This window comes from Clostridium cochlearium, from assembly GCF_900187165.1.
Taxonomy (GTDB): domain Bacteria; phylum Bacillota; class Clostridia; order Clostridiales; family Clostridiaceae; genus Clostridium_G; species Clostridium_G cochlearium.
The window spans coordinates 1,756,934-1,770,558 of sequence record NZ_LT906477.1; the positions used below are offsets into that span (position 1 = coordinate 1,756,934).

The 13,625-nt window shown below is 28.3% G+C and carries 14 protein-coding genes; all 14 read right to left on the reverse strand.

The window, feature by feature from the left end:
- Nucleotides 1-10: 10 nt before the first annotated feature.
- The 14 genes from ybeY to hrcA all read right to left on the reverse strand — a co-directional run bounded on the left by ybeY (nucleotide 11) and on the right by hrcA (nucleotide 13,544).
- Nucleotides 11-514: an rRNA maturation RNase YbeY gene (gene ybeY / locus CKV72_RS08630; RefSeq protein WP_095178055.1), complete on the reverse strand. Its 504-nt coding sequence runs from the start codon at nucleotides 512-514 to the stop codon at nucleotides 11-13.
- Nucleotides 515-532: 18 nt separating this feature from the next.
- Nucleotides 533-2,584 (reverse strand): HD family phosphohydrolase, encoded by a 2,052-nt coding sequence (locus CKV72_RS08635; RefSeq protein ID WP_169712389.1) that lies wholly within the window; start codon nucleotides 2,582-2,584, stop codon nucleotides 533-535.
- A 73-nt stretch (nucleotides 2,585-2,657) separates the two neighbouring features.
- The gene (gene yqfD / locus CKV72_RS08640; RefSeq protein ID WP_095178057.1) at nucleotides 2,658-3,842 is read right to left on the reverse strand and encodes a sporulation protein YqfD; all 1,185 of its coding nucleotides are present in this window, start codon (nucleotides 3,840-3,842) and stop codon (nucleotides 2,658-2,660) included.
- Nucleotides 3,820-4,110 (reverse strand): sporulation protein YqfC, encoded by a 291-nt coding sequence (yqfC, locus tag CKV72_RS08645; RefSeq protein WP_089863920.1) that lies wholly within the window; start codon nucleotides 4,108-4,110, stop codon nucleotides 3,820-3,822. Before yqfC ends, yqfD begins: the two co-directional genes overlap by 23 nt.
- Nucleotides 4,111-4,220: 110 nt before the next feature.
- Nucleotides 4,221-4,676: a GatB/YqeY domain-containing protein gene (locus CKV72_RS08650; RefSeq protein WP_089863919.1), complete on the reverse strand. Its 456-nt coding sequence runs from the start codon at nucleotides 4,674-4,676 to the stop codon at nucleotides 4,221-4,223.
- Nucleotides 4,677-4,702: 26 nt separating this feature from the next.
- The gene (gene rpsU, locus CKV72_RS08655; RefSeq protein ID WP_089863917.1) at nucleotides 4,703-4,879 is read right to left on the reverse strand and encodes a 30S ribosomal protein S21; all 177 of its coding nucleotides are present in this window, start codon (nucleotides 4,877-4,879) and stop codon (nucleotides 4,703-4,705) included.
- Between the two features lie 147 nt (nucleotides 4,880-5,026).
- On the reverse strand, nucleotides 5,027-5,371 hold the full coding sequence (locus tag CKV72_RS08660) for a histidine triad nucleotide-binding protein (RefSeq protein WP_089863915.1): 345 nt from the start codon (nucleotides 5,369-5,371) through the stop codon (nucleotides 5,027-5,029).
- A 97-nt stretch (nucleotides 5,372-5,468) separates the two neighbouring features.
- Nucleotides 5,469-6,770, reverse strand: a complete 1,302-nt coding sequence (gene mtaB / locus CKV72_RS08665) for a tRNA (N(6)-L-threonylcarbamoyladenosine(37)-C(2))-methylthiotransferase MtaB (protein WP_089863913.1) — start codon at nucleotides 6,768-6,770, stop codon at nucleotides 5,469-5,471.
- The gene (locus tag CKV72_RS08670) at nucleotides 6,770-7,522 is read right to left on the reverse strand and encodes a 16S rRNA (uracil(1498)-N(3))-methyltransferase (RefSeq protein ID WP_095178058.1); all 753 of its coding nucleotides are present in this window, start codon (nucleotides 7,520-7,522) and stop codon (nucleotides 6,770-6,772) included. The genes mtaB and CKV72_RS08670 overlap by 1 nt, the downstream gene beginning before the upstream one ends.
- Nucleotides 7,523-7,534: 12 nt before the next feature.
- On the reverse strand, nucleotides 7,535-8,479 hold the full coding sequence (prmA, locus tag CKV72_RS08675; RefSeq protein WP_095178059.1) for a 50S ribosomal protein L11 methyltransferase: 945 nt from the start codon (nucleotides 8,477-8,479) through the stop codon (nucleotides 7,535-7,537).
- A 291-nt stretch (nucleotides 8,480-8,770) separates the two neighbouring features.
- Nucleotides 8,771-9,895: a molecular chaperone DnaJ gene (gene dnaJ, locus CKV72_RS08680; RefSeq protein ID WP_095178060.1), complete on the reverse strand. Its 1,125-nt coding sequence runs from the start codon at nucleotides 9,893-9,895 to the stop codon at nucleotides 8,771-8,773.
- Nucleotides 9,896-9,961: 66 nt separating this feature from the next.
- Entirely contained in the window at nucleotides 9,962-11,818 is a 1,857-nt protein-coding gene (gene dnaK, locus CKV72_RS08685) for a molecular chaperone DnaK (RefSeq protein WP_095178061.1), read from the reverse strand.
- A 62-nt stretch (nucleotides 11,819-11,880) separates the two neighbouring features.
- Nucleotides 11,881-12,474 carry a nucleotide exchange factor GrpE gene (gene grpE, locus CKV72_RS08690; RefSeq protein ID WP_168943481.1) on the reverse strand — a complete coding sequence of 198 codons (594 nt, stop codon included), beginning with the start codon at nucleotides 12,472-12,474 and terminating at the stop codon, nucleotides 11,881-11,883.
- Between the two features lie 44 nt (nucleotides 12,475-12,518).
- Nucleotides 12,519-13,544: a heat-inducible transcriptional repressor HrcA gene (hrcA, locus tag CKV72_RS08695; protein ID WP_176760135.1), complete on the reverse strand. Its 1,026-nt coding sequence runs from the start codon at nucleotides 13,542-13,544 to the stop codon at nucleotides 12,519-12,521.
- Between the last annotated feature and the right edge of the window lie 81 nt (nucleotides 13,545-13,625).

A 13,625-nucleotide genomic window follows, 5' to 3' on the forward strand; every position in this document is an offset into this window, starting at 1 on the left:
GGTTTATAGTCTATACTCTGCTAATACTAAAACTTTCAAGTATTTCTTCCTCTTTTTTTCTCATAATACATTTTTCTTCTTCTTCCATATGATCATATCCTAGAAGGTGCAATACTGAATGAACCACTAAATAACAAGCCTCTCTTAAAAATGAATGATTATATTCCTTACTTTGTTCTAAAGCCTTTTCTAAGGATAAAACTATGTCTCCAAGAACTAAATTACCTTCATTTAAATATTCTACACCAAAACTATATTCTCTATAAGACTCACTAAATACCATTCCTTTTGGATATTCAAGCATTGGAAAGGAAAGTACATCTGTTTCTTTATTTATACCTCTAGTATCATTATTAATCTCTTTTATAGTTTCATTGTCCACATATATTACACTTATCTCATACTCTATATCTACCCCTTCTTTTTTCAGTGCATAATCTATTATTTTATTTATTAATTCATCTAAATCTTTTTCAACTTTTATTTTGCTTTGTCTATTGTCTATATAGATCAATTTTTATTTCATCCTCTCTTATTTATTTTCCCATTTATCAGTAGGATATTCTATTCTTTGATGATAAATCCCTAATAGAATTTTCACAAAAGAATTTCTAATTTTATCTATATCTTTTAGAGTTAAATCACAATTATCTAATTGTCCTTCATTTAATTTTCCCTTTATTATATTATTTACCATCTCCTCTATTTTACCCTTAGTTGGGTCATTAATAGATCTGACAGCTGCTTCTACACTATCAGCAAGCATAATTATTGCTGCTTCCTTAGATTCTGGTTTAGGACCAGGATATCTAAAATCCTCTTCTTTAATCTCTTCTGGATTTTCCATAGAATTTTTCATTGTTATATAAAAATATTTTACTAAAGTTGTTCCGTGATGTTGTTCTATTATATCCCTTATAACTTTTGGTATTTTGTATTCATCTGCTAATTCTATACCATCTTTTACATGAGCTGTTATAATCAAAGTACTTAAATTAGGATTTATTTTATCATGCGGATTGTCATTTCCCAATTGATTTTCTTTGAAAAAATATGGTCTTTTTATTTTGCCTATATCATGATAATAAGATGCTACTCTTGCCAATACCGGGCTTCCTCCCACTTGTTCTGCAGCCATTTCCGCTAAATTTCCAACTAGTACACTATGATGATAGGTACCAGGTGCCTCCATTAAAAGTCTTTTTAGTAGCGGATTGTTAGGATTAGATAACTCTAACAATTTTATAGTAGTAACTATATCAAAAGTGCTCTCAAAAAAAGGTAGAAAACCTATAGTAAATACTCCTGAAAGTATTGATCCAACTAGAGAAAATCCTGCTTTTTTTACTACATCAACAGTATTATTACTCAATAACACTCCTGCAGAAAAAGTTAAAATAACATTAATTATAGATACATATAAAACAGAATATAATATATCATTTCTCTGTTGCATTTTTTTTAATATTATAGATATACTTAATACATTTATTATAGTCAGTAGAGTTATCTCCACATTAAATTCAACAGCACAACTTATAAGAATACAAGTAAGACCATTAACTACTAAAGATAGTTTCCCATCAATTAACAATGTAAACAACATAGGAATACATGCTAAAGGTATTAAAAAAGGTTGTTTACTTAAAACCCTTGCAAATATTACAAACATGCAAGTAAATATATTTATTAATCCTAATTTACTTAAATTATTAAATATTTCTCTATTAAACTTTCTTATATACACCCATTGAATTGTCATTACAAGAGCTATTAATATACCTAAACTCAAATAAATATACCATTCAAAACTATCTTTAGAATTCAATAATCCTAATTTTGCTAATATATCTATTTGAGCTTTAGTTACAGGCTCCCCTTCTTTAACAATTATTTGTCCCTTTTTTATTACTACTGGTGCTCTTTTTTTTGCTTCCTGCCTTAGTTCTTCAGTTTTTTCTTTATCATAAAAAAAGTTTGGTTTTATTTCTGAATAAGCTATTACTGTAGCTAAATTTTTCAAAGTTTTTTTATTTAATTCGGAATCATTTATCCTTTCTATTATAAATTCACGTGCTTTTTTTATATCATCACTATTGTCTCCAGCACTTCCGTCGCTTATATTCACTCCATCATACAGTTCTGATATAGTTTTTAATAAAGTAGCTTTAAGATTGGCTAAATCATCTTTCTCTAATTTTAAAAGTTCCATATAATCTTCATCAGATAATTTTATATTAATACCTTCTCTTAATTTATTTATTTTTTCTTTATCTGATATCTCTAAATTTGCAACTAATGGAATTTTGTTAAAAAGTTTATCTATATCTTCTATCACATTATTTTTTATTTCTGGCTTTTTATTATATTGTAATGGTACAGATTCTACAGCTTGTTTTTCTCTAGCTTTAGTAGCTATTTCATCAACTACCTCTCTTGTTGCCTTTATATCAACATTAGCTATCTCCCCTTCTATTAAACTGTACTTTTGAGTTACAATAGAAGTTATAAGTACAAAGTATATAATTATAAAAGTCGTTGCAAATATTAAAGTCTTATTTCTTGTATCTGTGCTCTCTCTCATTTCACTTAAAATATTTTTATTCACAATAAATCATTCCTTTGTATAGCTTCTTAATTTTCTTTTGTATAATATATTAATTTTCCTTTGGTTCAGTTACCATATCCTCTTCCATTTCTGCCTCTTTTGCAATATTTTCTTCTGCTACAATTAGTAGTCTTACTTCTATATAATCTTTATAATCATTTTTTTCTATAATTTTATCTTTTACAATAACATTTTTATCAAAATTTAAAGTTATTTTTTCTTCCAATTCCTTTGCCACTTTACCTACAAGACTATCTTTATCTAAATTTATTTTATTTTCTTTTACTTCATAATATGTTTCAAATGTAATAGGACCTTTATTATCCTCTATTTTATCATACTGTTTAAATTTATTCATAGTTTTCTTTAAAAATATTTTTTTCCCTCTAAAGTTTATAAATATGTTAGTTATTTTTTCACCAGTTCTATTTCTGTCAATCTTATATGGTTTTACCTCTTTTATTTCCTCATAAAAAGTTTTAGCAATTACATGTCCTTTAGCATGTACATTATATTCATCTCCTTCTTTTCCCTGTTCCCCTTTAACTAGTATATCCCCCTTTTTTACCATGTCACCTTTTTGAACAAGTGCAGTTCCAGCTGATGTATACACTCTTACAATCTCCCCATCTTTTTTAGCTACTAGATTACATGGATCATCTATTAAAATTACCTTAGGTGGACTTTGTCTTTCTGAAGCAGTTATTTTTAACAAAGATCCTTCAATTCTTATTCTAATCCACATTATACTATCGTTATTCTTCATAATTTTTTCTTCTAATTTGTAAATATCTATATTCTTCTTTTTTACACCTTCTTTTACTCCATAATTTAAAAGTTCCATTCTTATTTCATATGGTGATAAATTTTTTTCTGTAGTTATATCAATTTTCCATATAAAAGTTGATAAATAATATATTATAATAACAAATAAAATACTTCCCAATATTAAAGTTCTTCTTTTCCTTAGCTTTAATATTAAAAATCCTATACCGTTTCTTTCCAATATTTTAAATTTACATTGAGTTTTCTTAGCTAATTTTTCTAATTTATTATAATCTTTTAAGTTTATAGTTAATTTTATAGTTGTTATATTTTTTCTCTCTATATTCTTTATTTCTATTCCATTTTTCCATGCTAAATTTATTATTTTTTCAGGTTTTAAACTTTGTATTTCCAGGGTAATATTGCTTTTTTTAAATTTCTCTAATTTAATTATGTTCACTTCCCTCATATAATATAGATTTAAATACTCCTCTTAATGTTATGGTTTTTCCTCCTAAAAAGAGTATTTCGAAATTTTTTCCATAAATAATTATAAGTCCTACCCTGGAATTTATTTTTACCATATTCTCTTCAAAAGCAACTATTCCTCTATGATTTTCAATAGATATCTCTGTATTGCCTGTAACAACTATTCTAGGTAAATCCATAAGTATATCTCTTGGCAATTCTAATTTATCTATTAATTCCCCTTTAGCATTTTCTATTTTTCTATCCATACTTCACCTTCTAAAAAGTACTTTCATACTAATTTATGAAGATAATACAAAATAAATGACAGTATGAAAAATAAAAAGGCTGAGATATCTCAGCCTTTGTATAATATTTATTATTTACTTTTGCTAATTAAAACTTCTTTTACTACTTCACTAACAAGCTTTCCATCAGCTCTACCTTTAAGTTTAGGTACAACTATACCCATAACTTTTCCCATGTCTTTTATGTTATTTGCCCCTACTTTTTCCACTGCCTGATTAACAAAATCTTTTATTTCTTCTACTGATAGTTGCTGAGGAAGGTAACTTAACAAAATTTCTATTTCGGATTGGGCTTCTTCGATTAAATCTTGTCGGCCCCCTTTTTTAAACTCAAGCAAAGCTTCTCGCCTTTGTTTGACTTCCTTAGCTAAAACTCCAATGACATCTTCATCGTTAAGTTTTTTACCGTTATTTTTTTCTTCTAACAGTATAGAAGATCTAACCATACTAATTGTATTAGCTTTAAATTTATCTCCTGATTTTAAAGCTTGTTTCCAATCTTCTTGTAATTTTTCTTTAAGGACCATAACAGTACCTTCTTTCAAAGATATTCTTATTTAAATTTTCTCTTTCTAGCAGCTTCTGATTTCTTTTTTCTCCTTACGCTTGGCTTTTCATAGTGTTCTCTTTTTCTTGCTTCTGATAAAACACCAGATCTTGCACACTTTTTCTTAAATCTTCTTAGAGCGTTCTCTAAAGATTCATTTTCTCCAACTTTTATTTCTGACATATTCTTCTCCCTCCCTCCGCTAGTTCAATTTATTAAATAAATTAAACACAGGCAATGCAGGTTAAATAACACACATTTCATTATATAATAAAATTACTTGTATTGTCAACAATTTCATGGGTGTTTCCTTATTAAAATATCCTATAGTTATCCTGGAGGCCACTGTAAATTTCTTCCTCCTAATAAATGAAAATGAATATGATCTACCGTTTGCCCACCTTGTTCTCCACAATTAGTTACCACTCTATAACCTTTTTTATCTATATCTAATTTTTTTGCTAGTTCCTTAACTTTAATATAGATATGAGCTATAATAGCTGAATCCTCTTTACTTAATTCATTTAAGCTTTTTATATGCTTTTTAGGTACTACTAAAACGTGAGCTGGTGCTGCTGGACTTATATCTTTAAATGCTAATATTAATTCATCTTCATAGACTTTTTCAGAGGGAATTTCTCCTTTGATTATTTTACAAAATATGCAATTTTCCATTTTTTCACCTCCTTAAAATGTCTTAATATAATTATAACATAAATAACTTTCACTATTTACTAATAAATTCAACATTTATGCTACATTTCCTCTTATTTTATTTTAATTTTCCCAAAACATAGTCTTCTTTTACTGATTTAATAATAGTATTTACTATTTTTCCTTGTAAATTCATATCACTCTTAGTTACTACTTTTATATAATTTTGAGCATACCCTTCATAGGAATTCTCATCACAATCAGATTTTTCTTCATATAAAACTTGAAATTCCTTTTCTAAAAATTTCTTCATAAAATCTTTTTCAAGTTTTTTGTTTAACTCTATTAAAATATTACTTCTTTCCTCTTTTATATTTCCATCTATTTGTTCTTTCATTTCAGCAGCTTTAGTACCTGATCTAGGACTATACTTAAATACATGCATTTTAGATAGTTTTATTTCTTCTAAAAATTTATATGTATTTTTGAATTCTTCTTCGCTTTCCCCTGGAAAACCTACTATTATATCAGTTGTTATGGATACATATTTTATTTTTTCTCTAAGTTTTTCTACTATATGCTTATATTCCTTTGTAGTATAACTTCTATTCATTCGCTTTAAAGTTTCATCGCATCCACTTTGTAAAGATAAATGAAAATGAGGACATAATTTTTTTAATTTAGAAAACCTCTCTATAACCTGGTCTGTAAAATATTTAGGTGATATAGATCCTATTCTAACTCTTTCTATACCTTCTATCTTATCTATTTCTTCTAATAAACTAATTAAATCCCAACTATCCTCTAAGTCATTTCCATAAAGCGCTATTTGTATTCCTGATAATGTAACTTCTTTAAATCCATGTTCCACTAATTTTTTTATTTCTTCTATTACCTTTTTAGGTTCTTTACTGCAAACTCCACCTCTTGCAAAAGGAATCAAACAATAAGAACAGAAATTGTTACATCCATCTTGTATTTTTAAAAATGCTCTAGTTTTGTCTTTATAACTTTCTATATTTAGCTCCTCGAATACATTATTTTTTAAAACATCTTCAACTAAAATTATCTGTTCTTTTTTATTTATGTATTCTTCAACTTTTTTAACTATGTCTCCTTTATTTCTAGTACCTATAACTACATCTACTCCAGGAATTTTTGAAACTTTATCTGGAGCTACTTGAGAATAACAACCTACTACTGCTATAATAGCATCTTTATTTATCCTTCTAGCTCTACTAATCATTTGTCTAGATTTTTTATCTCCCATATTAGTTACTGTACAAGTATTTATAACATATACATCTGCTAGTTCATTAAAATGTACAATATCATAACCTGATTTTATAAATTTTTCTATCATAGCTTCTGTTTCATATTGATTAACTCTACAACCAAGAGTTTCAAAAGCAACTTTCATCAATCATTTCCTCCTAAGTCTCCTAATTCATACATCAATAGTGAAGTAGTCACAAATCCTGCGGTTTCAGTCCTTAAAATCCTAGGACCTAATGTTATAATATTTGCTCCTACATTTTTTAATTCCACTATTTCTTCTTCTTCAAAACCACCTTCCGGTCCTATTACTACACCTATTTTTATGATTTTATTTTTTTCAATATTGTTAATTAAATTTCGCATTCCAAAACCTTGTTGATTTTCATAGGGAACTACTATTAAGTCCATAGTTTTCAATTTTTCTAATAGTTCTTCAAATTCTATAGGATTATTTACTTTTGGTATAAATGTTCTCTTGCATTGTTTTGAAGATTCTATTGCTATTTTTTCTAACCTATCAAGCTTTTTATATTGTCCACCATATTGTTTAACTACTACTCTTTCAGTGATTATAGGAGTTATTTCTCTTACTCCTAGCTCACAATTTTTTTGAACTATTAAATCCATTTTGCTAGTTTTAGGCATACCTTGAAAAAGATATATTTGTATAAAACTTTCGTTATTTATATCTAGTTTTTTTTCTATATTTACTATAACTTCTTTTTTATCTATATATAAAATTTCTCCTAGAAATTCTTCACCTTCACAATTATTTATTATAACTTCATCTTCTTTTTTAAGTCTTAAAACTTTATATATATGTTTTACATCTTCACCTAATATTATAGCTTTCTCATTATTTATATTTTCTTTAGGCACAAAAAATTTATGCATTTATGTTCCTCCTTATAAACTTGCTACTACACAAACCCATTCGCCCTGTTCTTTAACTTCTTTTATTTTAAATCCATTTTCCTTTAAAGCATCCACTACTTCTTCTTTTCTTTCTTTTATTATTCCAGAAGATATAAAATGTCCTCCTTTTTCTAAGAATTTTTTTACACCTTTAGATAAAAGAATTATTATGTCTGCTATAATGTTTGCAACTATTATATTAGCCTTTCCTTTAACAACCTCCATTAAATCTCCATGAATTATTTCTATATTATTTAATTCATTAATTGCTACATTTTTCTTTGCAGAATCTACTGCTACTTCATCTAAATCTACTCCTATTACCTTTTTTGCATTTAATTTAGCAGCTGCTATAGCAAGTATTCCTGATCCTGTTCCTATATCAAAAACAACATCCTCTTCTTTAACGTATTTTTCTAAAGACTCTATACACATTCTTGTAGTCTCATGAGTTCCTGTACCAAATGCCATTCCTGGATCTAATTCTAAAACTATATCTTCTGAACTATTTTGGTATTCTTCCCATATAGGTTTTATTACAATTTTTTCTCCTACTTTAGCAGGCTTATAATATTTTTTCCAATTATTTTCCCAGTCTTCTTCATTAACTTTTGATGCTGTAACTAGACCCTCTCCTTTATCAAATCCAAATTGCTCTAAATTTTCAACACTATCCTCTATATATTTTAAATATTTAGGGAAATTTTCATCTTCCCTATAATATGCTTTTATTACAGCTCCTTCTTTTATATTAAGTAAAGTTTCGTCAAAATAATCCCAATCACCTTTATTTTTCTTCTGAAATTCTACATCCTTTGAGTCTTCTATAGCTATTCCTTGCACATCTGTATTGTATAATATAGCTGATACAATCTCTACTGCCTGACTACTAGTTACTATAGTAAGTTCAATCCAATCTTTATCTTGTTTTTTCATGTTTCTCCTCCATAATATTAATTTAAGTGTTTTTCTTTAATATTATATATTATACTATAAAAAAGGAAAACTTTTCTTCATTATCATTTCGCAAAGCTTTTAATTTTATAAAACCTTGATGTTAAGCAAAGCTTAACGAACTATACATAAAATAATTTCTTTTAACAAATCAAATAAATTTAAAATTTTTCTGAGTATAGTGAAGAAAAATATCCTTAATTGTTCATTATTCATTATTAGTTGTTCATTAAATAAAAAGAATTTGTTTCTCTTTTGAGAAACAAATTCTTTTTATTTAAAGTTTTTCTTTATCTTATCAAAAAAACCTTCTTTTTCTGAAGATTGTATTTCTCCACTAGCTTCCATATAAGCTAATAGTGCCTCTTTTTGTTTTTGATTTAAGGATTTAGGGATATCAACTATTATATTTACATACTGATCTCCTCTTCCTCTACCATTAACATGAGGTACTCCTTTTCCTTTTAATCTAAATACGGTTCCTGGTTGAGTTCCTGATGGTACATCGTATTTAACTTCCCCATCTATAGTTTTAACCTTTAATTCTGTTCCTAAAGTTGCCTTTGCAAAGCTTATATGTTGATCTATATATATATCATCTCCTCTTCTTTTAAAGAATGGATCAGGTATTACTCTTACAGATATATATAAATCTCCAGGTGGACCTCCATTTATTCCAGCCTCACCTTGTCCTCTTATAGGTATTACATTACCAGTATCCACCCCTGCTGGTATTTTTACCTTTATCTTTCTTTGCTTTCTAACTGTACCTTTTCCTTTACAAGTATTGCACGGTTCAGATATTACAGTTCCTTTACCACCACACATATCACAGGTATTTACACTCACAAAACTACCTAATGCTGTATTCCTTTGAACTTTAATTTGTCCTGAACCATTACATTTAGGACAAGTTTTAGCATTAGTACCTGGCTTTGCACCCGTCCCTTTACAAGTTTCACAATTTTCACTTTTAGTTATACTTATCTCTTTTTCTACTCCAAAAACAGCTTCGTTAAAAGTTAAGTTTATAGAATATTTAACATCTGGTCCTTTTTGTGGTCCAGTTCTTCTAGAACTTCCACCAAAACCTCCAAATCCGCCTCCAAAAAAGGATTCAAATATATCTCCTAAATCAAAGTCATCAAATCCTGAGAAACCAGCTCCGCCACCATTAAAATCTGCGGTTCCAAATCTGTCATATTGAGCTCTCTTTTGTGGATCTGATAATACTTGATAAGCTTCATTTATTTCTTTAAATCTTTCTTCTGCCTCTTTATTTCCTTGGTTTTTATCTGGATGATACTTTAAAGCTAATTTTCTAAAAGCTTTTTTTATTTCTGCATCACTTGCTCCCTTTTCAAGTCCTAAAACTTCATAAAAGTCTTTTTTGGGCATTTTTTCACCACCTATTAAAAATCTACAAATTAAGGGATAGGATATCCCTTAATTTTGTAAGATTGATTATTTTTCATCATCTTCTACTTTATAATCTGCATCAACTACATTATCATCGTTATTTGTACTTTGTTCTGTATTAGCTCCTCCAGCCATATTTGGATCAAAGCCTTCTGCTCCAGCCGCTCCTGCATCTTGATATATTTTTGATGAAATTTGATAGAATGCTTGAGTTAAATCTTCTGTAGCTTTCTTTATAGCTTCTATATCTTCTCCATCCTTAACAGCTTTTAACGCACTTAACTTTTCTTCTATAGTAGTCTTATCTTCTGGTGATACTTTATCTCCTAATTCTTTTAAAGTTTTTTCTGTTTGATAGAATATTTGCTCTGCATTATTTTTAACTTCCACACTTTCTTTTCTCTTTTTATCTTCTTCTTCAAATCTCTTAGCTTCATTAACAGCTTTTTCTATTTCTTCATCTGTTAAATTGGTTGATGCTGTTATAGTTATATTAGCTTCTTTTCCTGTACCTTTATCTTTTGCTGATACATTTACTATACCATTTGCATCTATATCAAATGTTACTTCTATTTGAGGAACACCTCTTGGTGCTGGAGCTATTCCTGATAGAGTAAATCTTCCTAATGTTTTATTGTCTGCAGCCATTTTTCTTTCACCTTGAACTACGTGTATTTCAACGGATGTCTGACCGTCTGCTGCTGTTGAGAATATTTGACTCTTTCTTGTTGGAATAGTTGTATTTCTTTCTATTAATGGAGTAGCTACTCCTCCTAATGTTTCAATTCCAAGAGTTAATGGAGTTACATCTAAAAGTAATACATCTTTTACATCCCCTGTTAATACTCCTGCTTGAACTGCTGCACCCATAGCAACACATTCATCTGGATTAACATCTTTTGATGGTTCTTTACCAGTAAACTTCTTAACAGCTTCTTGAACTGCTGGAATTCTTGTAGAACCTCCAACTAATATTACCTTATCTATGTCACCTATTGACATTTCTGCATCCTCTAATGCCTTCTTTATTGGTTCTAATGTACCTTCAACCAAATCATGAGTTAATTCATTAAATTTAGCTCTAGTTAGATTCATGTCTATATGTTTTGGACCTGTAGCATCAGCTGTTATAAATGGTAAGTTTATATTTGTTTGTGTTGATGAAGACAATTCTATTTTAGCTTTTTCTGCTGCTTCTTTTAATCTTTGAAGAGCCATTTTGTCATTTCTTAAATCTATTCCTGTATCATTTTTAAATGTTTCTGCTATATAGTCTATTATTCTTTGGTCAAAATCATCTCCACCTAGTTTAGTATTACCATTTGTAGATTTAACTTCAAACACTCCATCTCCTAGCTCAAGTATTGATACGTCGAAAGTACCGCCACCTAAATCATATACTAATATTTTTTGATTTGTATCCATTTTATCTAATCCATACGCTAAAGATGCAGCAGTTGGTTCATTTATTATTCTTAGAACTTCTAATCCTGCTATTTTTCCTGCGTCTTTAGTCGCCTGTCTTTGGCTATCATTAAAATAAGCTGGTACAGTAATTACCGCTTGAGTAACTGTTCCTCCAAGATAAGCTTCAGCATCTGCTTTTAATTTTTGAAGTATTATAGCTGAAATTTCTTGTGGTGTGTATTCCTTCCCATCTATATTTACTTTATGATCTGTTCCCATATATCTCTTTATTGACATTATAGTTTTATTTGGATTTGTAATTGCCTGTCTTTTAGCAATTTGCCCTACCAATCTTTCCCCATTATCTTGAAATGATACTACAGATGGTGTAGTTCTTGCGCCTTCTGAATTTGTTATAACTACTGGATTTCCACCTTCCATAACTGATACACATGAATTTGTTGTACCTAAGTCTATACCTATTACTTTTGACATTATTAACTACCTCCTTAAGTTTAACTCTATTTCTCTAAACTTATATATTTCAAATTTTTATTTTAATTTGCAACTTTAACCATAGAATGTCTTATTACTTTATCTCCCTTTTTATAGCCTTTGAGAAATACTTCTACTATCTCTTTTTCTCCATATTGGCTATCTTCTATATGCATTACTGCATTGTGTAAATTGGGATCAAATCCATTTTCTGTAGAAATTTCTTCTACACCTAACTTCTTAAATGAATCTTCAAATTGCTTTAAAGTCATGTCTATTCCCTTTTTTAGATCCCCTATGTCTCCTTTAGCTGAAATAGCTCTTTCTAAGTTATCTAATACTGGTAACATTTCCTTTAAAACATCTTCACAAGCCTCTACATAAAGAATTTCTTTTTCCTTATCTGTTCTTTTTCTATAATTATCGTATTCTCCTGATATCCTCAATAATCTGTCCTTTAAAGCCTCTACTTCATTATTTAATTTCTCATTCTCATCTTTCAATTCAGATATTACCTCTTCTAATTTATTTTTGTCTTCGCTATTATTTAAATCTTTTTCCTCATTTTCAAATTCTTCATCTTCATTTACTTCTGCTTCTTCTAAATTTTCTTCTTTCAAGTCCATATCTAAATTCTCATATTTCTTGTCCGCCATGTAATCATGCCTCCATTTCATTTCTTTTATTTCTTGCTACACATTTAGATATTATCATCTTTTAACAATTTGTCTAGCTCATCTACTAATGTAGATAATATAGAGACGACTCTAGAATAAGGCATCCTAGTAGGACCTATGACTCCTATACTTCCTAGTGGTCTATTTTTTAATTTATATACAGCTGTTATTATGGTACAGTCTTTAGCATCTTCTATAAAATTCTCTTTTCCTATTTTTATTGTAATATTATCATCACTTTTTATTAAATTCTTAATCTTATTTTTATCATCTATAAGTGATAAAAATTCTTTAGCCCTTTCAATGTCATTGTATTCTGGATAATTAAATATATTTGTAGTTCCTTCTAAATGTATTTCATTGGAATCTATATCATTCAATAATGTTTCATAAATTACCGGTAAAATATCATTAAGCCATTTTTCATATTGTTTAAATTCTTCTGTCAATGTTTTTAAAAATTCTAAATTTATATTCTCAACTCTTATTTTGCTTAATTTAATATTTAATATGTTATTTATTTTAACTAATTCATCTATTTTTATTTTATTGTTAAGTCTTATTAAATTATTTTTTATTATGCCAGTGTCTATAACTAAAACTAATAACAATGTATTTACATCCAACCCTATTAACTGAATAGATTTAACGTAGCTTTTTATAGATGAAGGTGACACTACAACAGTTGTCAACTTAGTCAAATCTGCTAATATAGAAGATGCTTCTTTTATAACTTTTTCAATTTCATACAAAGCAGAATTTATTATATGAGTCCTTATGGCGTACTCTTCTACTGATGATAACTTTTGAATATTCATTAGTTTATCAACATATAATCTATACCCTTTATCTGATGGTTTCCTTCCTGATGAACTATGCAACTGTTCTAAGTAACCCATGTCTTCTAAATCTGACATTTCATTTCTAATAGTAGCAGAACTAACACCTAAATCATATTTTTTAGCTATGGTCCTGGAACCTACAGGCTCTGCTGTTTCAATGTAGTCATGAATTATAGCCTGAAGTATTTTTATTTTTCTTTTATCCATTTCCATAATAATCACCTCATTTATTAGCACTCACTCTTGTTGAGTGCTAATCGCTATGATTAAAAAATATCATTCTATTTT

Bases quoted from the DNA above. Each gene is read 5' to 3' on its own strand.
- CKV72_RS08635 (WP_169712389.1), bottom strand. From the start codon at position 2,584: ATGAGAGAGAGCACAGATACAAGAAATAAGACTTTAATATTTGCAACG.
- yqfD (WP_095178057.1), bottom strand. From the start codon at position 3,842: ATGAGGGAAGTGAACATAATTAAATTAGAGAAATTTAAAAAAAGCAAT.
- yqfC (WP_089863920.1), bottom strand. From the start codon at position 4,110: ATGGATAGAAAAATAGAAAATGCTAAAGGGGAATTAATAGATAAATTA.
- CKV72_RS08650 (WP_089863919.1), bottom strand. From the start codon at position 4,676: ATGGTCCTTAAAGAAAAATTACAAGAAGATTGGAAACAAGCTTTAAAA.
- rpsU (WP_089863917.1), bottom strand. From the start codon at position 4,879: ATGTCAGAAATAAAAGTTGGAGAAAATGAATCTTTAGAGAACGCTCTA.
- CKV72_RS08660 (WP_089863915.1), bottom strand. From the start codon at position 5,371: ATGGAAAATTGCATATTTTGTAAAATAATCAAAGGAGAAATTCCCTCT.
- mtaB (WP_089863913.1), bottom strand. From the start codon at position 6,770: ATGAAAGTTGCTTTTGAAACTCTTGGTTGTAGAGTTAATCAATATGAA.
- CKV72_RS08670 (WP_095178058.1), bottom strand. From the start codon at position 7,522: ATGCATAAATTTTTTGTGCCTAAAGAAAATATAAATAATGAGAAAGCT.
- prmA (WP_095178059.1), bottom strand. From the start codon at position 8,479: ATGAAAAAACAAGATAAAGATTGGATTGAACTTACTATAGTAACTAGT.
- dnaJ (WP_095178060.1), bottom strand. From the start codon at position 9,895: ATGCCCAAAAAAGACTTTTATGAAGTTTTAGGACTTGAAAAGGGAGCA.
- dnaK (WP_095178061.1), bottom strand. From the start codon at position 11,818: ATGTCAAAAGTAATAGGTATAGACTTAGGTACAACAAATTCATGTGTA.
- grpE (WP_168943481.1), bottom strand. From the start codon at position 12,474: ATGGCGGACAAGAAATATGAGAATTTAGATATGGACTTGAAAGAAGAA.
- hrcA (WP_176760135.1), bottom strand. From the start codon at position 13,544: ATGGATAAAAGAAAAATAAAAATACTTCAGGCTATAATTCATGACTAC.